A 19,749-nucleotide genomic window follows, 5' to 3' on the forward strand; every position below is an offset into this window, starting at 1 on the left:
AGCCACGCCGGACGACCGCCCCTGCCGGACGCACCGGCGGCCGGCGTGACACGCCCGGGCCGGCCGGGTAATCCGCCCCGCCGACGCCCGGCGACTCCCCCGGCCCGGCGGCCCGCGTTCGGCCCGCCCGTACCCGATAGCTGACACCCTGTTCGCGACCGTGCGCGGGCCGGCATGCTGTGGCCATGGAAGACACGCACAAAGGGCACGACGCCGTGGCAATCGTCACCGCCGTGGGCGAGTACGACGCGGACACCGTGGGACCGATCGCCGAACAGTTGACGGCGGCCGCCGCGACCCACCGCACCGTCGTACTGGACGCCTCGGCCCTGACCTTCGCCGACTCCTCCTTCCTGAACCTCCTGATCAAGGTCCACCGCACCACGGCGCTGCGCATCGCGGCCCCGCAGAGCCAGCTCCTGCGCCTCTTGGAGATCACCGGCGCGGACCAGGTGCTCGACCTCCGCCCCACCCTGAACGCGGCGGCCCGGATGTGACCGATCACGAGCGGTACGCGAGGCACGCCAGGTACGCGAGGCACCCAAGGCACGCGTGAACCCCGTGATCCGGCGGAGAGCCCTCCACGTGACCGTACGGGCGACGTGTGCGAGGATCGCGTGGTCGATTCGGTACCGGGCAGACGCGGAGACATGGGACGGTCACGAGGGAACGACGAGCCGGGCGGACCGACGACCCGCACGAGGACTTCGCCCGCAACCCCGGCGGCGCCGCCCCCGGAGAGCGCGGCCGACGCCCGCCGGCAGGTCGCGGCGCTGCTGCAACGAACCGGCCTCCCCTGGAACGCGCGCGCCGTTACGGACGCCCTGATGGTCACGACCGAACTCGTCACCAACGCCATCCGTCACGGCGGCGGCCTGGCCGCCTTCCACGCCGACGTCCACGAGGGCGCGCTACGGGTCTCGGTGGCCGACCACAACCCCCAACCCCCGATCACCCGCGCCGCCCCGCCCGCGGGCAGCCGGATCGGCGGCTACGGCTGGCCGCTCGTCCAGAGCCTCGCCGCCCACCTGACCGTCACACCGCGCGGCGGCGGCAAGCTGATCACCGCAGACCTCAAGCTCGGCTGACCCCTCGGTTCGGCCCACCCGCCGACTCCTCCGTACGGATTTCCCCGAACGGAAAGCTACGTAGCGTTCGCCACTGCGGCAACCAGGCCACCGTGCCCGAGAATCCACTTCGCAGCTCACGACAGGCACCGGTCGACAAAGACCCTCCGTGGACGCAACAACCCCACGCCATCCCGTTGCAATGGCTAGATCCCGAACGCTAGGCTGAGCGCTTCCTCGAACACAAGGAGACCGCGATGCCGGGAGGCAGGCTCACCCAGCAGGAACGTCGGCAGATCGAGCTGGGAGTGTCGGACGGCCTCGCCTACGCCGAGATCGCCAGAGGACTCGACCGCCCCACCTCGACGGTCACGCGCGAAGTCATGCGCAACGGCGGCCCCACCGCCTACCGCGCCGACCTGGCCCACCACGCGACCGAACGCCGTGCGCACCGCCGCAGGCAGCCCGCACCCCGGGGTACGGAGGCGCCCGCGCAGGCCCACGGACGGGACGCCGAGGCGGTGCGCGCGTACGAGGAGGTGTTCGCGACCCTCTTCATGCAATCGGGGCTGCCCAGGATGACGGCCCGAGTGCTGGCCACCCTCTACACCACCGACGCCGGTAGCCTCACCGCGTCCGAGATCGCCGCGCGCCTGCAGATCAGCCCTGCGTCCGTGTCCAAGGCGATCACGTTCCTCGAAAGTCAGGGGCTCATCCGCCGGGAACGCGACGAACGCCGCCGCGAGCGGTACGTCGTCGACGACGACGTCCTGTACCAATCGACGATGGCCAGCGCCCGGGCCACCGCCCACCTCGGCGAGGTCGCCCGGCAGGGGGTTGCCATTCTCGGCCCCGACACGCCGGCCGCCATCAGGCTGGAGAACATCGCCCGCTTCGTCACCTTCGTGTCCGAGAGCATCGCCCGGGCCGCGGACCAGGCCCGCGACATCCTCCACACGAAGCCCGAGGGAGCCTCGGGTGACGCCCCGCCCCCGCGGTCGGACCAGGGGTAGGGATTCGGAGGCGGGGAACCGGCCGCCCGGGCGAGGGGACTTCATCGGCGGGCGTCCGCACCCCGCTCCAGGTCAAGGTCCAGCAGCGCGTTCGAGACCACCTCGGTGGGCGCGGGATGGATCCACAGCGGGGTCTTCGCGAGCGCCTTCGCGTCGATGCCGAAGCCCATGCCGATCACCAGGGGTTGGATCAGGCTCGCGGCCTGCGGGCCGAGGATGTGCGCGCCGAGCAGTTGTCCGGTGCGGCGGTCCGCGAGCACCTTGCAGAAGCCGGTGCCGTCCTCCAGCGCCCAGCCGTAGGCGGTGTCCGAGAACTGGCGTACGGAGACCGCGTAGTCGAGGTTCTCTTCCCGGCACTGCCGCTCGGTCCGGCCGACCTGTGCGATCTGCGGGTGGGTGAACACGCCTGCGGGGACGGCCTCGTGGGACGTGCGCACCTGGTCGTCGGGGTGCAGCAGGTTGTGCGCCACCACCTGGGCCTCCCGGTTCGCCACGTGCTTGAGCGGGAAGGGCGTGCTCACATCACCGAGGGCGAACACCCCGGGTGCGCTGGTCCGTTGGAAGGCGTCCACGGCGATTCGGCCGTCGTCGTGGAGGTCGATGCCGGCCTTGGCGGCGTCGATCCGGTCGCTGTTGGGGGTGCGCCCGACCGCGACGAGCAGGGTGTCCGCCTCGACGGTCGTGCCGTCGTCCAGCACCAGGCGCAGCCGCCCCGGCTCACCCTCGACGCGGGTCAGCGCCGTGCCCGTACGCACGTCGTACCGGTCGGAGGCGATGTTCGTATAGGCGGTGGCGATCGCCTCGTCCTGGGCGGAGAGCAGGGTGTCCTCCTGCTCGATGACCGTGATGCGGCTACCGGCGGCGTGGAAGACGTGCGCGAGTTCGGCGGCGATGTAGCCGCCGCCGAGCACCGCCAGGTGCCGGGGCGGGCGGTCCAGGCGCATCACCGTGTCGGAGGTCTCGTAGGGGAGCCCGGAGTCGCGTACCGGCGGGGGTACGGCCGGGCGGCTGCCGACCGCGACGACGACCTGCTCGGCGCGGACCGTGACGGCGTCCGCGCCGCTCCCGATGGTGAGCGTACGGTCCCCGGTGAAGCGGGCGCTTCCCTTGAGGACCTCGATGTTCGGAGCGTCGCGGCGGCCCTGTTCCCCTTCGGCGGCCTGACGGTCCAGGCGCCCGAAGACCCGCTCGCGGACGGCGGACCAATGGACTCCGCTCAGCCGTGCCCGTACGCCGAACCGGTCGGCGTCACGGATCGCGTCGACGAGGTCGGCGACGCGCACGAGCATCTTGCTGGGGATGCAGCCTCGGTTCAGACAGGTGCCGCCGAAGGGCCCCTCCTCCACGACGGCCACGTCCAAGTGGGAGAACCGGTCGTCCACGACGGCATTGCCGGAGCCCGCCCCTACGATCACCACGTCATGTGTACGCATCGGCGGAACGTACCCCCGTACGGCGACCGTATCCGCGAGCGGCACGCCGCCGCGTGCGCGGCCGCCCTCTCCGCGACGGTCACCAGGAGGGCGGGAGCTCGGTGTACTTGAGGCGGCGGGCGAGGTGGGCCACGTTCGAGGCGAGGGTCGCGGTGGTGGCCGCCGTCTGACGGCGGCCACCGGTAGGGCTTCCGTGGGCCCCGGTTACTCGTGGGGGCGCGCTGCTATCAGGCATCACCGGCCGGGGAGGCCGGCGCCCCCGCCCGACCGTCCGAACGGAGCGGCGGGCCGGTGGGGGGGGGTCGGGTGGGGGGCGGCCAGGGGTTCGGCCGGGGTCAGTCCCGGTCGACGTGCTCGCGTACGACGGTGCCCTTGGCCCCGTCGATGTCGTACGTGGTCTTGTTCCAGTCCGGGGTCACGATGTCGACCGACCAGACGTCGTCGTCGAGCTCCACGGCCGTGACCGTGCCCTGCTTGCGGCCGGTGCTGGTCCGTACCGCGTCCTGCAGGGTGGTGGTCGCCGCCTTCAGCTGCTCGGCGAGCTCGCTCTTGTCGTCCTCGTCCTGCCCCGGCTCCACGCGCGAGCGGGTCACCGCCCCGGTGACCGCGTCGACCTGGATGTCGTGCACGGTGCCGTCCTGGGCCGCGACGGTGACGTCCCACACCGGCGCCCCGGCCGCCGGAGCGGAGGCCGCCGGGCTGGGCGTGCCCGAGGGGGTGGCCGTACCGGGGTCGCGGAACTTGGACAGCTCGATCTCGACGATCCTGCCCTGCGGGACGCTGCCGACCGCGGTGTCCGCGGCCTGGTTCCACGAGATCTTCGCCGCGGGCACCAAGGCCATGCGCTCGCGCTGGTCCTCGGTCAGCGCGGACGCGCTGCCGGACGGGGTGGCCTGCGACGACGTGGGCGCCTGAGGGGCGGCGGCGACGGGGTCCTGAGCGGCGCGGCCGCAGGCTCCGGCCAGCAACGTGGAGGAGATGGCCAGGCAGACGGCCAGTGCGCGGATGCGAATGTGAGTCTTCATGGGTTCCACTCAACCGGCGGCCCGCGATCCGGTGAGGAGCCGCGCCGCGTCCCGCGCGATCACGCCGCGCACCACATCCGAACAGCCGAACAGCCGAACGCCCGAATGGCTGAATGGCTGAATGGCTGAATGGTCGAACAGCCGGACGCGCGCCGCGGAATGCGCAGGGCCGGGCGTGGTGAGGGCCCTCGGGGGGCCGAGCGGCCGGCCGGCCCCCCGAGGGTGCTCTTCAGGACGTCACAGGATTTCGATGGAATCGACCTTGGGCGGACGGTTCGGGAACGAGATCTCGGTCCACCGGTTGAGCCGCACCGAGTCGCCGTTGGCGTCGTAGTAGATCAGGTCGTTGTTGCCGGTGGAGATCTTGTCGACCCACCAGCCCCCGAACCCCGTCCGGCCCTTGTAGGTCCCGAACGCGCCGGCGCGGGTCGAGGTGATGATCCGGCCGGTGCACGGCGTCGATGACATCCCCCAGGCCGCCGGGCCCGAACTCCGGAGCGGTGGATACGTCCTGGTCATCGCGAAGGCGGAGCCGGGGACCAGGAGGAATCGGACGGGGAGCAGGTGGTGACCGGTCCTCGCCGTCCTGGTCGATGGCCGCCCGGGAAGGGCGCACGCCACGGCACTCGCCATGGCGTCCACCACTCGCCCGTCCCCGGTTGATCGTCCCGGGGTGGGGTAGCGGAGCGGCATGGCGCCTCAGAACACATCCTCCCCCGCTGCCGGTTACGTGCAGCCCGTGATCGACGTTCCCTCGCTGACCGAGGTGCTCGACGGCGAGTACGCCGGGATCCGCGACCTCGTCCGTACGAATCTGGCGGAGTACGCCTCCGTCCTCGAAGAGGCCGACGAGCTCGGCATCGACGCCTATCGCGAGCGGGTGCGCGAGATCGTCGTGGAGATGGCCGCGACGGGCCAGACCGGCATGGGCTTTCCCGCCGAATACGGTGGGGGCGGCGACGTCGGGGCCTCGATCGCCGCGTTCGAGACGCTGGCCTTCGGAGACCTGTCGGTCCTGGTGAAGGTCGGTGTGCAGTTCGGGCTCTTCGGCGGCGCGATCCTCCATCTGGGCACCGAGCGCCACCACAAGGCCCACCTGCCGGATCTGATCACCGGGGAGCTCATGGGCTGCTTCGCGATGACCGAGACCGGGCACGGCTCCAACGTCCAGGCGCTCGGCACCGTCGCGACGTACGACGCCGCGAGTCGGGAGTTCGTCATCACCACCCCGGACGACTCCTCCCGCAAGGACTACATCGGCAACGCGGCCCGGCACGCCCAACTGGCCGTCGTCTTCGCCCAGCTGGACGTGGACGGCCAGTCGCGGGGCGTGCACGCCTTCGTCGTCCCCCTCCGGGTCGACGGGACGACGGCCCCCGGCGTCCGGATCGAGGACGACGGGCGCAAGATGGGGCTCAACGGCGTGGACAACGGCCGCATCTGGTTCGACGGCGTGCGGGTGCCTCGTGAGGCACTGCTCAACCGGTTCGCCGACGTCACCCCCGAAGGCACCTACGAGAGCGCGATCGACAACCCCAACCGGCGCTTCTTCACCATGCTCGGCACCCTGGTGCAGGGCCGGGTCAGCGTGGCCGGCGCCGGGATCAACGTCGCCAAGGTCGCCCTGGCCGTCGCCACGAAGTACGCCGTACGTCGACGGCAGTTCGAGGCGACCCCCGACACCGAGGAGCAGGTGCTCCTCGACTACGGCCTGCACCAGCGCCGCCTGCTGCCCCTGATCGCCCGGACGTACGCCCTGCACGCCGCGCAGGACGTCGTGCGCGGCCAACTGCACGCGGTCTTCTCGGACATCGAGGACGACGCGCAGGCGCGGCGCCGGCTCGAATCCCGGGCCGCGGGCATCAAGGCGCTCGGCACCTGGCACGCCACCCGGGTCGTCCAGGAGTGCCGCGAGGCCTGCGGCGGCGCGGGCTACCTCGCCGTCAACCGGTTCGCCGCCCTCAAGGGCGACAGCGACGTCTTCACCACCTTCGAGGGCGACAACCACGTCCTCCTCCAGCTCGTGGCCAAGGGGCTGCTCACGGATCACGCGAGCGAGTTCGAGGACCTCGACCAGCTCGGCATGGTCCGCTACGTCACCAACCTGGCCGTCGAGACGGTCATCGAGCGCACGTCGGCCCACAAACTGCTCGAACGGGTACGCGACCTGCTGCCCGGCGGCGACGAGTGGGACCGGGAAGCCGGCCTGCTCGACTCGGAGTACCAGCTCGCCATGGTCCGCTTCCGCGAGGAGCACATGCTCGCGGGACTGGCCCGGCGCATCAAGCGCGGGATCGATCAGCAGGGCGATCCCGGCGCGGTCTTCTCGCAGGTGCAGGACCACGTCATCGCGCTCGCCCGCGCGCACGTCGAGCGGCTGGTGACGGAGGCCTTCGTCGACCAGGTGCGTGCGCTGCCCGAAGGGGGCGAGAAGGAGGCGCTCGCCCTGCTCTGCGATCTCTTCGCCCTGTCGACGATCGAGGCGGACCGGGCCTGGTTCATGGAGCACGGCCGGCTCACCATTCAGCGTTCCAAGGCGATCAGCCGGGAGGTCAACGACCTCTGCCGCAAGGTCCGTCCCCTCGCGGTCGACCTGGTCGACGCGTGGGGCATCCCCACCGCCATGCTGCGGTCGCCGGATCTCGTGGGCGGCTGAACCGCGCCTGAACCGCGGCCGACCCGGGGTGCCTCAAGGGGAGCCCCGGGTCGACGTCTTGGTGCGGGCCGGGCACGGATACGGCCTCGGCCGGTGGCGTCCGCCCCCGTACGCGGGAGGGGCGGGCGCCACCGGCCGAGGCCGTATCCGTGCGCGGCTCAGATCATGAACTGGCCACGACGGCGCCGAGGATCATGCCACCGACCAGGCCCACGGCGCTGACGACTATGGCGATCGTGGCGAGCCGCTCGTGGCGGACGACTTTGGCGACGATGCCGAGGATCAGGCCGATCACACCGAACACGATCGGCAGGAAGATCAGGGAGATCACGCCCAGCACGATCGCGATGATGCTCAGGACGTTGCCGGCCGACGCCGCGCTCGGGGCGCCGTCGGTCCGCTGTCCGGTGGGCTGGTTGCCGTACTGCGTCGTCATCTTCCGCTCCTTCGAAGCGATCACCCGAAGAGCCGCCTCAGGGGAGGACCGGCCTGGCTCCCGCATACCCCGAAGTCCATTGTCGATGCGGCCACTTGGGCCCTCTTGTCGCATCAGGAAGCCTCGACTCCCCGAGCCCCTGTCGAACGCGTCGACGGCACGGCCGGCGCGTGCGGAACGCGCCTGCGCCTACCGGCGGCGGCGACGGTGGCGGCCGACGGCCGACGGGGAAACTCACGGTGCCCGTCCCTCGTGTCCATGAGGCGCCCGCCTCGCTCCCTCCCCGCACGAGCCGACGTGCGCCGGTCAGGGGGTCGACGACCACGAAACCCGCTTCGTCGATCTCCACGCCTGCGCGGCACGCCACGGGACACGACGCGACGGGCGCGACGGGACCGACGGCCGGGGCCCCGTCCGAGCCACGGCTTCCGGGCACGAGGCGCGTCGCCCTCTGGGCGACAGAAGAGCGGGCCGCGTCCAGGCCCGGCTTCCACTCGCGGCCAGAACCCGACAGGGCCCACCGATGGGGCCGCGCGGGTCGCGGACGGTCGGCTCAAGGTGCCGCGTGCCCGGGCTGGGCTCAGGCTGGAGGCATGCCCGATCAGACGGAGATCGTGATCCATCCCGTGTCGCCGAAGGGTGGGCGGAAAGTGACCGTGCACGCGCTGGGCGTGGATGCCGACCTCGGGCGCGCCCACACACCCGGCGACGTGTCGGAATTCCTGCGCCGCGCCGGCTTCGAGGACGTGGACCTCTCCGAGGACGGGCCGATCCGCTGGGAAGGCGGCGGTCCGGAGATCTGGAGCGCCGACACCTGACCCCTGCCCCCGCGCCCACCCTCCCCCGGCCCGCCGGCAGACCGCACCGGACGGCACCCACCCACCCGGTCGGGGCCGAACTGACGGGGTGGGCGAACAGACCTTCATGAACAGGGCGTTGAGCAGCGATGGTGCGGCCGGCCGTCAGAGGCGGGCGAGGAAGCGGCGTACGGCGGCGTGGACCCCCTCGGGGTCGCGCAGTTGGAGGAAGTGGTCGGCGTCCAGGGTCTCGTGCGTCGTACGGGGGCGGCGGGCGGTCATCTCGGCGGCGCGCCTGGCGCTGAGGACCTGGCTGAACGTGCCCCGCAGAAGCAGGGCCGGGCACGGTGCGGCGAGCCATTGCGCCCAATGGTCGCCATGGACGGCGGTCTCGGACGTGACGGTGTCCTGCGGATGGAACGGCAGCCGCCAGCCACCGTCGGGCAGCGGGCGCAGGGCGCCGCCCAGCATGGGGGCGGCGGGGCCGAGGGCAGAATCATACGGTCGTACATGACGAATGTTCAATACGCCTGTATGAATCGAGTGATGAAAGACGCCGTGCCGCCAAGTCGGGGGCCGGGCCGCCGCACAGGAGATTTACGGATGTCGGACCGTTTGGCTTCTGCGCTTCGGGACACACGGGTGGTTACGGTGGTGCCTCAGGAGACGGGCTTCCACCGCGGCTGGGTGACCGTAGGCGGCCCCACTTCTCCCTGTGGAGCCGCCTACGGCCCGCCCGCATGCGCCAACCCCACCCGCTGCCATCTCGATGCGGGCAGGTCAGCACAACACCCGCCCGTTCCACCACCGGCACGGAAATCCACTTGCCGGGTCCGGCGGCCCGCAGCCCCGCAGCCCTGATCACACGGCCGACCAAGGCGAGCGGGCCGCGTTCGGTTCCCCGCTGCACGAAGTACACGCGGCGGAATCTCCGACAGATGGTCGGAGTCCGCCCCGCATCCCCCCGTGGGAACCTCAGTCCGTCGGCTCCTGCGGCTTGGGGTCCTTCGGCTCGGCGGGTCCCGTGGCTCCGTTCTGCGATTCCTCCCGGGAGCCGTCGGCACCCTCGGCCCCGCTGTCCCACAGCTCGGGCGCCTGAACACCCCGAGGGGGAAGGTCGGGAGTGAGGGGCTTGTCATTCTCGGGAACCCGGGCAGGGAGCTCCGGTTCGGGCGTCCGGGATGCGTGAGCTTCGCTTTCATCAGTCATACAGCCCGCCTGCCCCGCAATCCGAACCGAACACCCGCCCGAGAGCTGCGAAGGAAAGCCGGTCCCAAAAGAGCGGCGGCCCCGCGAAACGCCGCAACGCCGCCCGGGGTTCACGCGTAGGGACGCAGCCATGGAACCTCGGAACGGATCGAGACTTCGACGGCCGCCGGCCAGGAGCTGCGCGAGGTCGCGCTGCTGAGTGGCGGCGGCAGACCGTGATCCGGCAGCCGGAACGGTGGCGGTCGAGTTCGCCTTCACCCAAGGCTGTCTGCGGATCGTCAACGGCCTCGACGAGAACCGCATCGAGCTCGGTGCGGCCCAACCGGAGTACGTCCGACACCGGCTGGGCCCCTGATCGTGACCACCGGGTGGGCTTCTGGTTGATCGACGACCGGCGGAGGGGTGGCCTGCGCGGAGATGCCGATCCGGAGGTCAGGTCCAGGAGAGGGCTTGCTCCTGTGGCGGGATCAGGCGGGCGATGTCTCGGCGCCATTTCGGTCCCTTCGTAGCCTCGTCCCACAGCTCCGCGATGTCGGAGCGCTCGGCGACCACGTGGTCCAGGGCGTCGATGGCAAGCGTCCGAAGGTCCGCGGGCAACACCGGCAGTGGCTCCGACGGGCCGTAGTTCGAGCACGCGGGTTCGCCGTCGGGGTGCTGTGCGGCTACCAGGGCTGCTGCGGCCACGGCTCGCTCGGCGTCCGGAGTGACCAGGTGGTCCGCGGGGTGGACAGCACGTTCCAGGGCTCTGCGGATCATGGGCTCCCGTTGCTCCATGGGCGCCTCGTCCAGGTCGCCGGCGAAGTCGGCGGCCGTGTCGTTGTCGAAGGGGCCGATGTCCCAGGTGCCCATATCTCTCCTTGCGTACGCGTCCGGGAATGGTCGCCTTGGCCACCGACAGTGCGCTCAGGAAACAAGCAGTACCCTCCACACCCGTGTTGCGGTCGTCGCCACCGGCCGCCACGCGCCCAACAGCGTCCTCCCGGGATCCGGCGGCCTTCACGCCGCGCCACCGCCTCACATCGGCCGAGCCCCTGCTCCGCACCCGGGACCGGGCGAGGCGTACGGAATGCGCACCGACAGGCTCCGGCCCACCAGCGAACGCGTGGCGGGCAGCGCATGGCGGGTGGCGCGTGGCAGATAGAGCGCGCGAAGCCCCCGGACGTCGTGCTCGTCCAGGGGCTGCCGCCGCGGCGATGCCGTGCGGGGGTTCGCGGTGGTCCGGGTGGGGCGTGGCGGCTTCGGCCGGCCGCGTCCCGCGCGGGGGGGGGATCAGTTGGCGAGCATGCCCTCGCGGAGGCGGGTGAGGGTCCGGGTGAGGAGTCGGGAGATCTGCATCTGGGAAATGCCCAGGCGCTCACCGATCTGCGCCTGCGTCATCTCCTGGCCGAAGCGCATCTGCAGGATGAGCCGCTCGCGTCCTTCGAGCTTCTGCAGCAGCGGGGCGAGGCTGTGGATGTCCTCGAAGAGCTCCATCGCGGGGTCCTCGCTGCCGAGTACGTCGGCCAGGGGGCGCGGGGCGGTGTCGGAGGATTCGTTCTGCTCGTTGTCGAGGGACTGGCTGGAGTGACCGTTGGCGGCGACCAGGCCCTCGATCACCTCGTCGTCACTGAGGCCCAGGTGCTCCGCCAGCTCACGGACCGTCGGCGCCCGGTCGAGCACGGCGTGCAGGTCTTCCTTGCCGCGCGCCAGTTCGATGCGCAGCTCCTGCAGGCGACGCGGGACGCGCACGGCCCAGGTGGTGTCGCGGAAGTGCCGCTTGATCTCCCCGGTGATGTAAGGGAGGGCCAGGGTCGTGAACTCGTTGCCGAGGGTGGGGTCGAAGCGGTCGATGGCCTTGATGAGGCCGATGGTGCCGACCTGGATGATGTCCTCGATGTCCGTACCGTCGGTGCGGTTGCGGAACCGGCGGGCCGCGAACTGGACCAGGGACAGGTTCATCTCGATCAGCGTGTTGCGGACGTACTGACGCTCGTGAGTGCCCTCGTCCAGGGTGCGCAGCCGCTCGAAGAAGGTCTTGGAAAGGGCGCGGGCGTCGGCCGGGGCGACCTCTCGGGCATCCAGGATCTGGGGAAGCGGCTCGGGGAAACCGGTGGTGGGCTCCACCACGGTCTCGACGGCCTCGACGGTCTCGGTCGGCGCGGTGGCGAACTGCGTGGACAGAGCGTTCATTTCGGATCCCCGATGCTGTCGACCTGGTGGCCGAGGACTCCCCCCCGACGTTGCGGCCCCTGTGGCCGCTGACCGATCATCGCTCCTCGGACACACACCCGTCAAGCAATACGCGAAACGCATTTCGCGAGTTGGGCTGCCGTGCACTCCGGACGCAGCAGCCGGGGCAACCGAACGGGACGACCAAGCGGGCCGCGCAGCGGGCAAGATGGGTGGGATGAGCGACGTGGTCAGGGACGGGAACGCGGGCTTCACGCTGGCGCGGGGTGCGACGGGCTTCTTCGCACCGAAGGACGGTCCGCTTCCGGAAGTCGACCTGCGAGCGTTCCGCGCCGCGTTGCATGCCGCCGCCCACATCGCCGAAGGCACGGTGGGCGAGGTGGAGGAACGGGACCACCCCCGGACCTTCCACGCCGCGTCGATCGTCGATCCCACCGGCGAGAGCGTGATCCTGTGTCACGCCCATCACCCCTGGATCGCCTGCGCGCGGGAGCGCCGGGACTGGTACCACCGGGAGTTCCGCTCCGCCCCACCGTGGGCCCACGCCTTCACCGACACGGGCTTCGCGGTGCTGAGCGGGGAGCGGCTCCTCACGCCTCTCGCCGACGTGGACACTTCGGTGTTGACCCGGGGCGAGTGGCGCCAGGTCCGCCTCTACGGGATCAGCACGTTGGGCGGACTGCTCTTCAACGCGTGGGATTGACGGCCGGACAGCGTCGAACGACAAGCGGAGCGCGTACGGGCAGCCGGTGTTCGGCCCTGGGGGCGCGGCCGGCACCCGTCGCACGGGAGGCCGCCGGGGAGCGGCTCGTGGGCCGGGCCGCGGCGTCGGCCAGTACGTCGGTCGCCCCCTCGGCCCCTCCCGGCCCGCTCAGAGGGATCCGACGACCTTGCGGGGCGTGACGCGGACGACGACGCGTTCGCTGTCCTCGGCGGAGGTGGGGTTGAAGTCGGCGTAGTCCTTGCCGGTGTACTTGCGGGAGAGCGCGTTGATCAGCTCCTGCCCGCCTTCGGTGGTGAGCCGCGCCGTACCGCGGATCTCGGCGTAGGTGTAGGGGGCGTTGTGCGGGTTGATGAGTACGGTCACCCGCGGGTCGCGGCGCAGGTTCTTCTCCTTGCGGCGCCCGATGGTGGTGGAGATCAGCAGGTCCTCGCCGTCGCGGGCCAGCCAGGTGACGGACACCTGCGGGCTGCCGTCGGGCTGGATCGTGGCGATGGAGGCGAAGACCGGGGTGTCGTCGATGATCTGCTTCAGGTCGTCGGAGAGCTCAGCCGTCACAGTCGGGTTCCTTTCAGAGGGGTACCGCCCACGGGGCGGACAGCACGCCCAGCTTGGCAGAAACTGCCACAAACGGGATAGTTGCGCCCGGGGGCGCGGCGAGGGACGGACCGGGGTGACGGCCGAGTGTTCCGCCGAAGGGGCGGCGTGGCTGCCATGCCGCCGCACGTGCCCACGAACGGCTCGGACAAGGGGCGCAAGGAGATCTCCGGGTGGAAGGCCCGCGCCGACCGCCCCATCGCCGACGTCCACGTCACCGTGCGCACCGCCCACCGTGACGGTGCGCGGATCACCGTCGAACCCGTCTACTCGGGTCAGCTCAAGGGCGCGCCCAGGCCGTTCGCCGTGCCGATGACCACCCTTCTCGACCGCGACGAGACCCGGTGCCGCATCACCTCCGACGAGGACCACCACAGCCTGGCCATCGTCCTCGCCCAGTCCGGACTGCCCGCCGACTGGACCCCGCCCGCCTCCTGACGGGCAACGCGGCGCGCGCCGCGCGGTGGTGGCGACGCCGACCGGGCGGGGCGTCGTTCGCCCTGCCCGGTCAGGTACGGGGCAGGGGCCTCGGGAGGGCCGCCGGGGCGTAAGGCATCATCAGGTTCCCGTGCACCGTTTCCCGAGGATTTGATGATGAGACGCTCCGTACCCGCGGCTTTGGCCGTCCTGCTCGCAGTGGCCGCCACGGCCGGCTGTGGCGCGCAGACTTCGAAGGCGGACGCCAAGGCTTCGGCGACGCCGACCGTCCCCGCGACGAGCGGTCCGCCGGCCCCGGTCAAGGCGCCCCCGCTCTCCGAGGAGGAGGCGCGCGGCGTCGTCAGGGACCTCAGCGCGAAGGTCGAGGCCGACAACTTCGACGCCGAGTACTGGAAGGGCGTCACCGAGGGCCCGCTGCTGGAACAGCAGCTCGCCGTCGTGGAGACCGGCAAGAAGTACGGCACCGAGCGGCCGTCGAGCCCGAGCGGACCCCCGCAGAAGACGGACCCCGCCGTGCACATCTGGAGCACCGGCAAGGACGACGGCAGCGACCGCTGGATCCTCGGCGCCCACGAGGTGGAGGGTCGCACGGGCGGCAAGGCCAAGGGCGAGACCGTGCTGCGCTGGTCGCTCTTCCACCAGCAGCGTACGGGTGCGCCCTGGCTCGCGGCCTTCATCGCCCGCGCACCGAAGGCGACGGCCCTGCCCGGGGTCGCCGTCGGACCCGACGGCCGGGCGGTCACCGGCGGAGACGTCGCGGGACTCGCCGCCGACCCGGCGAACGTCTGCGGACAGTACGGCGACTACCTGCACACCGACACCGGTACCGGCGGCGTCAAGTGGAGTCAGGACGTCACCGACGTGAAGACGGACTCCGCCGCGGGCCTGAAGGCCATGCGCAAGGACCTCGGCAAGGGCGGCAAGCTCGATGTGGCCGTCGACATCGCCCGCGCCCCGCACGGTCCCGTCTGGCGCACCACGGACGGTGGGGCGCTGGTCGCCTGCACCGCCGTCAGCAAGGTGTACACGGAACTCGGTCCGGGACGTGCGACGACCTTCAGCAGCAGCGGCTGGGCCGGTACGACGGGCATCCCGTGGGCCTCGTACACCCAGCGGATCATGGGCCTGACCGTCCTGAAGGTTCCGGCGGGCGCCTCGGGCGAGGTCTCCGTCGCCGCAGAGTCGAACCTGCCGTACTCCTTCGAAGGGACCAAGTCCACCGGCTGACGGACCCGGTGGGGCATGCGGAAGGTACGGGACGTGCGGGACATCCGGGCGCCGGGTGTCCCGCCGGTCCGATGTCGGCCGGGACCGCTTCGCCACGGATCACTCTGCGATGTTTCGCGACCCCGAACGTTGGTCCATCACCGCTCCCGCTCCGTGGACGCCCGACCCGTCCCTTCCCGCGTTCTGGGCACGGTTCCAGCGGGCCCGGATCGCACGGTGGCGCAAGGATGTCCGGGGCCTCGGGGAGCTGCGGGTCAGCGCGTCCTCGCCGCCACGGGGAAGCCGGGCCGCCTTCGGCGCCGCCCCCCGGCCCGCAACGCGGCGGCGGAAGCGACCTGTACCGGGGTGCGCACGTCATGCAGCCGGTCCCGGGGGTGCGTAGGGGACGGCTCCGGGGGCAGGGTCGGGGCATGACGACGATGCTCGGTGCCTTCGTCATCGGCACCCCCGATCCGCCCGCCCTGGCCGACTTCTACCGCGCCCTGCTGGGCTGGGAGGAAGTCGAACGGGAGCCGCACTGGGTTCGGCTGCGCTCCCCGGAACGGGAGCGCCCCGGCCTCAGTTTCCAGCTGGAGGGCGACCACACTCCCCCGGTGTGGCCGCCGCGGCCCGGCACCCAGCAGATGCAGGCGCACCTGGACGTCCAGGTCGACGATCTGGAGGCGGAGACCGGGCGCGCCCTCGCGCTGGGCGCGACGTTGGAGGCGCATCAGCCGCAGGACGACGTACGCGTCCTGCGCGATCCGCACGGCCACCCGTTCTGCCTCTTCCTCCCCGGCGGCTGAGGTCCCGGCCTCCGAGGCTCGGACCATTGCGGTCCCTGCCACCGCCCGGCGCGCCGTCCGGCGCGGTGGCCGGTCAGTGCACCTCGATTCCGATGAGGCAGGTGTCGTCGTCGGTGTCGGACGCGGTGTGGGTCAGCATGTTGTCGAGCCGCTTCTCCAAGGAGTCCGCGCTGCGCGACGCGACGGTGAGCAATTGCGACAGGGAGTCCGTGACGGCGATGTCGCGGCGCTCGACGAGCCCGTCGCTGTACATGAGCAGGACATCGTCCGCCTGGAGTTGCACCTCTTCCTCGACGAAGGTCGGCTCGGGCAGTGCTCCGAGGAGCATGCCGCCGGTGAGGGGGAAGGCCTCGGCCCGGTTGCCGCGGACCAGGACGGGCGGCAGGTGGCCCGCGCGGGCCCAGCGCAGGGTGCGGGTCTCGGGGTCGAAGATGCCGCAGACGGCGGTGGCGGTGAGGTGGCTGGTGAGGTGGAAGGCGACGCTGTTGAGCCAGGTCAGCAGTTGCGCGGGGCCGGCTCCGGTGACGGCGAGGCCCCGTAGGGCGTTGCGCAGGACGACCATGCCGGTGGCGGCCCGGACGCCGTGGCCGGCGACGTCGCCGACGCTGAGGAGCACCTTGTTGTCGGGCAGCACGACGGAGTCGTACCAGTCGCCGCCGACGTACGCCTCGGTCTCCGCGGGTCGGTAGCGGACGGCGATGCGCAGTCCGGGCACCTCCAGGGGGGCGGGGGCCGGCGGCATGATGGCGTGCTGGAGCTGGAGGGCGAGTCGGTTGCGGTCGGCGGATTCGGCTTCGCTGTCGGCGAGTTGGTCGCGCGTCGCGGCGAGGGCGACCTCGGTCCAGTGCTGGGAGGAGACGTCCTGGCAGGCGCCCCGGATCGCGTGGAGCCGGCCGCGGTCGTTCAGCACGGGCTCGGCCACCATGCGGATGTGGCGGGTGATGCCGTCCGGGCGCAGGAGACGGAAGTCGACGGACGACTCGCGTTGCCGGTGCAGGAGGGTGCGCAGGAACCGGCCGATGGAGTTGACGTCGTGCGGGTGCGCGTGGCCGGCGAGTTCTTCGAGGGGTACGGGCGAGGCGGTGAGTGGAAGGCCGAAGAGGGTGAAGAGCTGGCCGTTCCAGGTGGTCTTGCCGGTGGTCATGTTCTGCTCGAAGCCGCCCACCCTGCCGAGCCGTTGGGCGTGCTGCAGCAGGCTGGCCAGGCGCGCGGTCTCGTCCTCGATCTTCCAGATGAGCAGGAGCGCCGCGCCGTGCCGGCTGATGCCCACGTCGGCGACGGTCGTCAGGGGGACGTCACCGACGAACGCGGTCAGGGCCGTGCTGAGGACCTGGCAGGCTTCCCCGGTCGCGTAGGTCCGCTCCAGCTTGTCGAAGAGGCCGCCGTTCTCGCCGGCCGCCGGGTACGCCTCCAGGAAGCGGGCTCCGGTGACGAGGGAGCGGGGCCGTCCGGCGGGGTCGACGAAGCGGCTGTTGGTGTGGTGGATGCGGAAGTCGGCGAGGCGGCCGTCGTCGTCGAGGGCGGGAGTGAGGACGAGGGCGGGGTCGTGGAGGTGGTCGGTGAGGTCGGTGAGTTCCGCGACGGCTCCCGGGTGGGGGGCGTCGGCGGTGCCGGCCGGGTGGGGCGACTGTTCTTCCAGGGTGTGGGCGCACAGCTCGGCCAGGGCCTCCAGCTGGCGCAGGACCTGCGGCGGCTGTGGGGGCAGCGCCTGGGGCCAGGCGATCTCCAGGACGCCGTGGATGCGTCCGCCGGTGCCGGAGGGGACCATGACGCGTCCGCCGTCGGGGTGCGGCCGGCGACCGATGGTGGGGATGCCGGCCTCGGAGAGGCTGGTGACGACCGTGAGGTCGCGGTTGGTCAGCGCGAGGCGGGCGCAGGTGGCGACCTCGGGCGGTACGTAGCGCCAGCGGTTGGCGTCCTCCTGGGTGAAGCCGGCCTGGCCGACCAGGGTCAAGGAGGAGTCGGCCGCGGCGATCCAGATCGCGACGCCGTGGGCGCCCAGGGGGCGCAGCGCGTTCTCCAGCAGGGCGGTGGCGACGGCTTGCGAGTCGCCGGCGGCGAGCACGCTGCTCTCGGCCGTGCGCAGCCGTACGGCCGGCGCCGTGGTGTCGGGTGCGGGGGGACCGACGGCGGTGTCGAGGAAGTGCTGTGCGATGTCGCTGACGCGGTCGCGTGCCGACTGGTTGATGATGTCGACGGCCAGCGCGAGGGCGGTGGTGCCGGACTGTTCGGCCAGCGTGGTCAGCTGCCGGGCGGCTTCGGTGGGGCCGCATCCCAGGCGTCCGACGAGGATGCCCTTGGCCATCTCGACCAGGGCTCGGCCCTCGGCCGCCGATTGGGCGTCCAGCGCTTCCTGGCGCAGCCGCTCCACGGTGGCGGCGAGGCGTCCCGTCCCGTGCGGTTCGGCTCCGGACGCAAGGGCCGGTGGTACGTCGTCGGGCAGTGACCGGGGTGTGCGGGCGGCGGGCACCGCCTGGGCGGCGGTGTCCGTGGCGGTCCGGTCGGGGTGGTGCGGCTGGGGGGCGAGGGGTTCGCCGGGGGTGGTGTTCACCGTGCGTCGGGTTTCTCCGTGGGCTGGGCCGGGGTGGAAGGGGGTCAGGCCCGGGGGGCGTCCGGGGTTCCTTGCGAGGGCAGCCACCGGCGCAGGCGCAGGATGAGGTCGTTGGCGTCGACGGGCTTGGTGACGTAGTCGCTGGCCCCGGAGGCGAGGCTCTTCTCCCGGTCGCCGGGCATGGCCTTGGCGGTGACGGAGATGATGGGCAGGTCGGCGTACTGGGGCATGCGCCTGATCTCGGTGGTCGCCGCGTAGCCGTCCAGTTCCGGCATCATCACGTCCATCAGGATCAGGTCGATCCCCGGGGTGCTGGTCAGCGTGTCGATGCCCTTGCGGCCGTTCTCGGCGTGGAGGACCTGGAGGCCGTGCAGTTCCAGGATCCCGCTGATCGCGTACAGGTTGCGGGGGTCGTCGTCGACGACGAGGACGGAGCGTCCGGCCAGGCCCGTGTCCACGACGGGCTGCTCGGGCGCGGGAAGGTCGGTGTCGGGGCGCACGAGGGGCAGGACGTCCCCGGGGCGTTCCGCGGACAGGTGCAGGGCGATGCGTTCGCGCAGTTCGTCGAGGCTGGAGAGCACTTCGAGCGGTTGGGTGGTGGCGCGCAGCGTGATCTCCTCCTGCTGCGCGCGCGTCATGCGCCGGTTGTCGTGGGCGAGGACCGGCATGGAGGCGAGGGCCGTGTCCCCGGCGAGGTCCTGGAGGAAGCGCACGGCCTCGCCGTCGGGGTCGAGTTCGAGGACCACGCAGTGGAACGGCGACTGGGCGAGGACGCCGGCCGCGTCGGCCGCGGTGACGGCGGTGACGACGACGGGTTGGTCGGCGGGGACCGCGGTCGCCCGGCCGGCGGTCAGGTCGGCGGCGGCGCTCTCGGCGACGAGGCTCAGGAGGCCGTTGCTGCGCTGTTCGATCACCAGCAGGCGGCGGGGGTGGCGGGCGTCCTCGGTCGGGGCGCCGTCGCCGGACGGTTCGCCGGGGTCGCCTTCGGACGTCTCCAGGGCCGGGGCGGCGCTCTCGCGATCGACGAGGTCGGGGCGCGAGACGGGGAGGTACAGGGTGAAGGTGGAGCCTTCGCCCGGGATGCTGTGCGCGGTCACCGCGCCGCCGAGGAGGCGGGCGATCTCCCGGGTGATGGACAGGCCGAGGCCGGTGCCGCCGTACTTGCGGCTGGTGGTGCCGTCCGCCTGCTGGAACGCGGCGAAGATGACTTCCAGCTGCTGTTCGGCGATGCCGATGCCGGTGTCGATGACCCGGAAGGCCACCACGGATCCGGACTGGGCGAGCTCGGCCGGGATCTCGGCGGGGGACGCGGGTTCGATCCGTACCTGGACCTGGCCGCGTTCGGTGAACTTCACGGCGTTGGAGAGCAGGTTGCGCAGGATCTGTTGCAGGCGCGCGTCGTCGGTGAGGAGGTCCACCGGTACGCCCGTCGCGGTGGTGATATCGAAGTCGAGGCCCTTTTGGCTGGTCAGGGGCCTGAACGAGGCTTCGACGTAGTCGAGCAGCTTCTTCAGGGAGACCCGCTCGGGGTTGATGTCCATCTTCCCGGCCTCGACCTTGGACAGGTCGAGGATGTCGTTGATGAGCTGGAGGAGGTCGGAGCCGGCGGAGTGGATGATGCCCGC

Annotated in this window: 19 protein-coding genes and 1 pseudogene; 10 read left to right on the forward strand and 10 right to left on the reverse strand. The window is 71.7% G+C overall.

Translation table 11 applies throughout. The features are described 5' to 3' along the window. Nucleotides 1-185 precede the first annotated feature (185 nt). From ACZ4XJ_RS25805 to ACZ4XJ_RS25815, 3 genes are all read left to right on the forward strand, one after another. Nucleotides 186-497, forward strand: a complete 312-nt coding sequence (locus tag ACZ4XJ_RS25805) for an STAS domain-containing protein (protein WP_362884328.1) — start codon at nt 186-188, stop codon at nt 495-497. A gap of 153 nt (nt 498-650) precedes the next feature. Next, nucleotides 651-1,088: an ATP-binding protein gene (locus ACZ4XJ_RS25810; protein ID WP_468497520.1), complete on the forward strand. Its 438-nt coding sequence runs from the start codon at nt 651-653 to the stop codon at nt 1,086-1,088. Nucleotides 1,089-1,324: 236 nt separating this feature from the next. Next, nucleotides 1,325-2,080 (forward strand): GbsR/MarR family transcriptional regulator, encoded by a 756-nt coding sequence (locus ACZ4XJ_RS25815; protein ID WP_468497521.1) that lies wholly within the window; start codon nt 1,325-1,327, stop codon nt 2,078-2,080. Nucleotides 2,081-2,121: 41 nt separating this feature from the next. Here ACZ4XJ_RS25815 and ACZ4XJ_RS25820 read toward each other — a convergent pair whose 3' ends face one another. The 3 genes and pseudogenes from ACZ4XJ_RS25820 to ACZ4XJ_RS25830 all read right to left on the reverse strand — a co-directional run. After that, a complete protein-coding gene (locus ACZ4XJ_RS25820; protein ID WP_468497522.1) occupies nt 2,122-3,513 on the reverse strand; it encodes a mycothione reductase in 1,392 nt (463 codons plus the stop codon). A gap of 335 nt (nt 3,514-3,848) precedes the next feature. Continuing rightward, entirely contained in the window at nt 3,849-4,538 is a 690-nt protein-coding gene (locus tag ACZ4XJ_RS25825; RefSeq protein WP_468497523.1) for a PepSY domain-containing protein, read from the reverse strand. Between the two features lie 237 nt (nt 4,539-4,775). After that, nucleotides 4,776-4,937 (reverse strand): annotated as a pseudogene (locus tag ACZ4XJ_RS25830) (beta/gamma crystallin domain-containing protein); the annotation flags it as partial. Between the two features lie 292 nt (nt 4,938-5,229). On the opposite strand from ACZ4XJ_RS25830, the gene ACZ4XJ_RS25835 reads away from it, so the two are divergent. Further along, nucleotides 5,230-7,194: an acyl-CoA dehydrogenase family protein gene (locus ACZ4XJ_RS25835; RefSeq protein ID WP_362884333.1), complete on the forward strand. Its 1,965-nt coding sequence runs from the start codon at nt 5,230-5,232 to the stop codon at nt 7,192-7,194. A 163-nt stretch (nt 7,195-7,357) separates the two neighbouring features. Here ACZ4XJ_RS25835 and ACZ4XJ_RS25840 read toward each other — a convergent pair whose 3' ends face one another. Then, nucleotides 7,358-7,630 (reverse strand): hypothetical protein, encoded by a 273-nt coding sequence (locus ACZ4XJ_RS25840; protein ID WP_362884699.1) that lies wholly within the window; start codon nt 7,628-7,630, stop codon nt 7,358-7,360. Between the two features lie 593 nt (nt 7,631-8,223). Here ACZ4XJ_RS25840 and ACZ4XJ_RS25845 point away from each other — a divergent pair. Next, nucleotides 8,224-8,448 carry a hypothetical protein gene (locus tag ACZ4XJ_RS25845; protein ID WP_362884701.1) on the forward strand — a complete coding sequence of 75 codons (225 nt, stop codon included), beginning with the start codon at nt 8,224-8,226 and terminating at the stop codon, nt 8,446-8,448. Nucleotides 8,449-8,592: 144 nt separating this feature from the next. On the opposite strand, the gene ACZ4XJ_RS25850 is transcribed toward ACZ4XJ_RS25845, so the two are convergent. Next, complete coding sequence (locus ACZ4XJ_RS25850) at nt 8,593-8,898, reverse strand: alpha/beta fold hydrolase (protein WP_468497524.1); 306 nt, start codon at nt 8,896-8,898, stop codon at nt 8,593-8,595. 937 nt (nt 8,899-9,835) lie between these two features. On the opposite strand from ACZ4XJ_RS25850, the gene ACZ4XJ_RS25855 reads away from it, so the two are divergent. Beyond that, nucleotides 9,836-9,991, forward strand: a complete 156-nt coding sequence (locus tag ACZ4XJ_RS25855) for a hypothetical protein (protein WP_468497525.1) — start codon at nt 9,836-9,838, stop codon at nt 9,989-9,991. Between the two features lie 77 nt (nt 9,992-10,068). Here the strand turns inward: ACZ4XJ_RS25855 and ACZ4XJ_RS25860 are convergent, their stop codons facing one another. After that, nucleotides 10,069-10,485: a DUF4259 domain-containing protein gene (locus tag ACZ4XJ_RS25860; protein WP_468497526.1), complete on the reverse strand. Its 417-nt coding sequence runs from the start codon at nt 10,483-10,485 to the stop codon at nt 10,069-10,071. Between the two features lie 420 nt (nt 10,486-10,905). Next, nucleotides 10,906-11,805, reverse strand: coding sequence for a SigB/SigF/SigG family RNA polymerase sigma factor (locus ACZ4XJ_RS25865; protein ID WP_468497527.1), 900 nt, complete (start codon nt 11,803-11,805; stop codon nt 10,906-10,908). A gap of 217 nt (nt 11,806-12,022) precedes the next feature. Between ACZ4XJ_RS25865 and ACZ4XJ_RS25870 the strand changes: the two genes are divergently transcribed. Continuing rightward, entirely contained in the window at nt 12,023-12,508 is a 486-nt protein-coding gene (locus ACZ4XJ_RS25870; RefSeq protein WP_468497528.1) for a hypothetical protein, read from the forward strand. A 168-nt stretch (nt 12,509-12,676) separates the two neighbouring features. Here ACZ4XJ_RS25870 and ACZ4XJ_RS25875 read toward each other — a convergent pair whose 3' ends face one another. Beyond that, nucleotides 12,677-13,084: a PPOX class F420-dependent oxidoreductase gene (locus tag ACZ4XJ_RS25875; RefSeq protein WP_362884461.1), complete on the reverse strand. Its 408-nt coding sequence runs from the start codon at nt 13,082-13,084 to the stop codon at nt 12,677-12,679. A gap of 147 nt (nt 13,085-13,231) precedes the next feature. Here ACZ4XJ_RS25875 and ACZ4XJ_RS25880 point away from each other — a divergent pair, with 147 nt between their 5' ends. The 3 genes from ACZ4XJ_RS25880 to ACZ4XJ_RS25890 all read left to right on the forward strand — a co-directional run bounded on the left by ACZ4XJ_RS25880 (nt 13,232) and on the right by ACZ4XJ_RS25890 (nt 15,573). Next, on the forward strand, nt 13,232-13,561 hold the full coding sequence (locus ACZ4XJ_RS25880; RefSeq protein WP_468497529.1) for a hypothetical protein: 330 nt from the start codon (nt 13,232-13,234) through the stop codon (nt 13,559-13,561). 156 nt (nt 13,562-13,717) lie between these two features. Then, on the forward strand, nt 13,718-14,788 hold the full coding sequence (locus ACZ4XJ_RS25885; protein WP_468497530.1) for a DUF8094 domain-containing protein: 1,071 nt from the start codon (nt 13,718-13,720) through the stop codon (nt 14,786-14,788). 410 nt (nt 14,789-15,198) lie between these two features. Then, nucleotides 15,199-15,573, forward strand: a complete 375-nt coding sequence (locus tag ACZ4XJ_RS25890; RefSeq protein WP_362884465.1) for a VOC family protein — start codon at nt 15,199-15,201, stop codon at nt 15,571-15,573. Between the two features lie 73 nt (nt 15,574-15,646). Here ACZ4XJ_RS25890 and ACZ4XJ_RS25895 read toward each other — a convergent pair whose 3' ends face one another. Together ACZ4XJ_RS25895 and ACZ4XJ_RS25900 are read right to left on the reverse strand one after the other, a co-directional pair. After that, nucleotides 15,647-18,124 carry a SpoIIE family protein phosphatase gene (locus ACZ4XJ_RS25895; protein WP_468497531.1) on the reverse strand — a complete coding sequence of 826 codons (2,478 nt, stop codon included), beginning with the start codon at nt 18,122-18,124 and terminating at the stop codon, nt 15,647-15,649. Between the two features lie 44 nt (nt 18,125-18,168). After that, on the reverse strand, nt 18,169-19,749 hold a 1,581-nt coding region (locus tag ACZ4XJ_RS25900), incomplete at its 5' end, for an ATP-binding protein (RefSeq protein ID WP_468497532.1).

Source organism: Streptomyces sp. NPDC029836, assembly GCF_055574495.1.

Excerpts from the sequence above, each read along its gene's own strand:
- ACZ4XJ_RS25805 (WP_362884328.1), top strand. The coding sequence starts at position 186 with ATGGAAGACACGCACAAAGGGCACGACGCCGTGGCAATCGTCACCGCC.
- ACZ4XJ_RS25810 (WP_468497520.1), top strand. The coding sequence starts at position 651 with ATGGGACGGTCACGAGGGAACGACGAGCCGGGCGGACCGACGACCCGC.
- ACZ4XJ_RS25815 (WP_468497521.1), top strand. The coding sequence starts at position 1,325 with ATGCCGGGAGGCAGGCTCACCCAGCAGGAACGTCGGCAGATCGAGCTG.
- ACZ4XJ_RS25820 (WP_468497522.1), bottom strand. The coding sequence starts at position 3,513 with ATGCGTACACATGACGTGGTGATCGTAGGGGCGGGCTCCGGCAATGCC.
- ACZ4XJ_RS25825 (WP_468497523.1), bottom strand. The coding sequence starts at position 4,538 with ATGAAGACTCACATTCGCATCCGCGCACTGGCCGTCTGCCTGGCCATC.
- ACZ4XJ_RS25835 (WP_362884333.1), top strand. The coding sequence starts at position 5,230 with ATGGCGCCTCAGAACACATCCTCCCCCGCTGCCGGTTACGTGCAGCCC.
- ACZ4XJ_RS25840 (WP_362884699.1), bottom strand. The coding sequence starts at position 7,630 with ATGACGACGCAGTACGGCAACCAGCCCACCGGACAGCGGACCGACGGC.
- ACZ4XJ_RS25845 (WP_362884701.1), top strand. The coding sequence starts at position 8,224 with ATGCCCGATCAGACGGAGATCGTGATCCATCCCGTGTCGCCGAAGGGT.
- ACZ4XJ_RS25850 (WP_468497524.1), bottom strand. The coding sequence starts at position 8,898 with ATGCTGGGCGGCGCCCTGCGCCCGCTGCCCGACGGTGGCTGGCGGCTG.
- ACZ4XJ_RS25860 (WP_468497526.1), bottom strand. The coding sequence starts at position 10,485 with ATGGGCACCTGGGACATCGGCCCCTTCGACAACGACACGGCCGCCGAC.
- ACZ4XJ_RS25865 (WP_468497527.1), bottom strand. The coding sequence starts at position 11,805 with ATGAACGCTCTGTCCACGCAGTTCGCCACCGCGCCGACCGAGACCGTC.
- ACZ4XJ_RS25870 (WP_468497528.1), top strand. The coding sequence starts at position 12,023 with ATGAGCGACGTGGTCAGGGACGGGAACGCGGGCTTCACGCTGGCGCGG.
- ACZ4XJ_RS25885 (WP_468497530.1), top strand. The coding sequence starts at position 13,718 with ATGAGACGCTCCGTACCCGCGGCTTTGGCCGTCCTGCTCGCAGTGGCC.
- ACZ4XJ_RS25890 (WP_362884465.1), top strand. The coding sequence starts at position 15,199 with ATGACGACGATGCTCGGTGCCTTCGTCATCGGCACCCCCGATCCGCCC.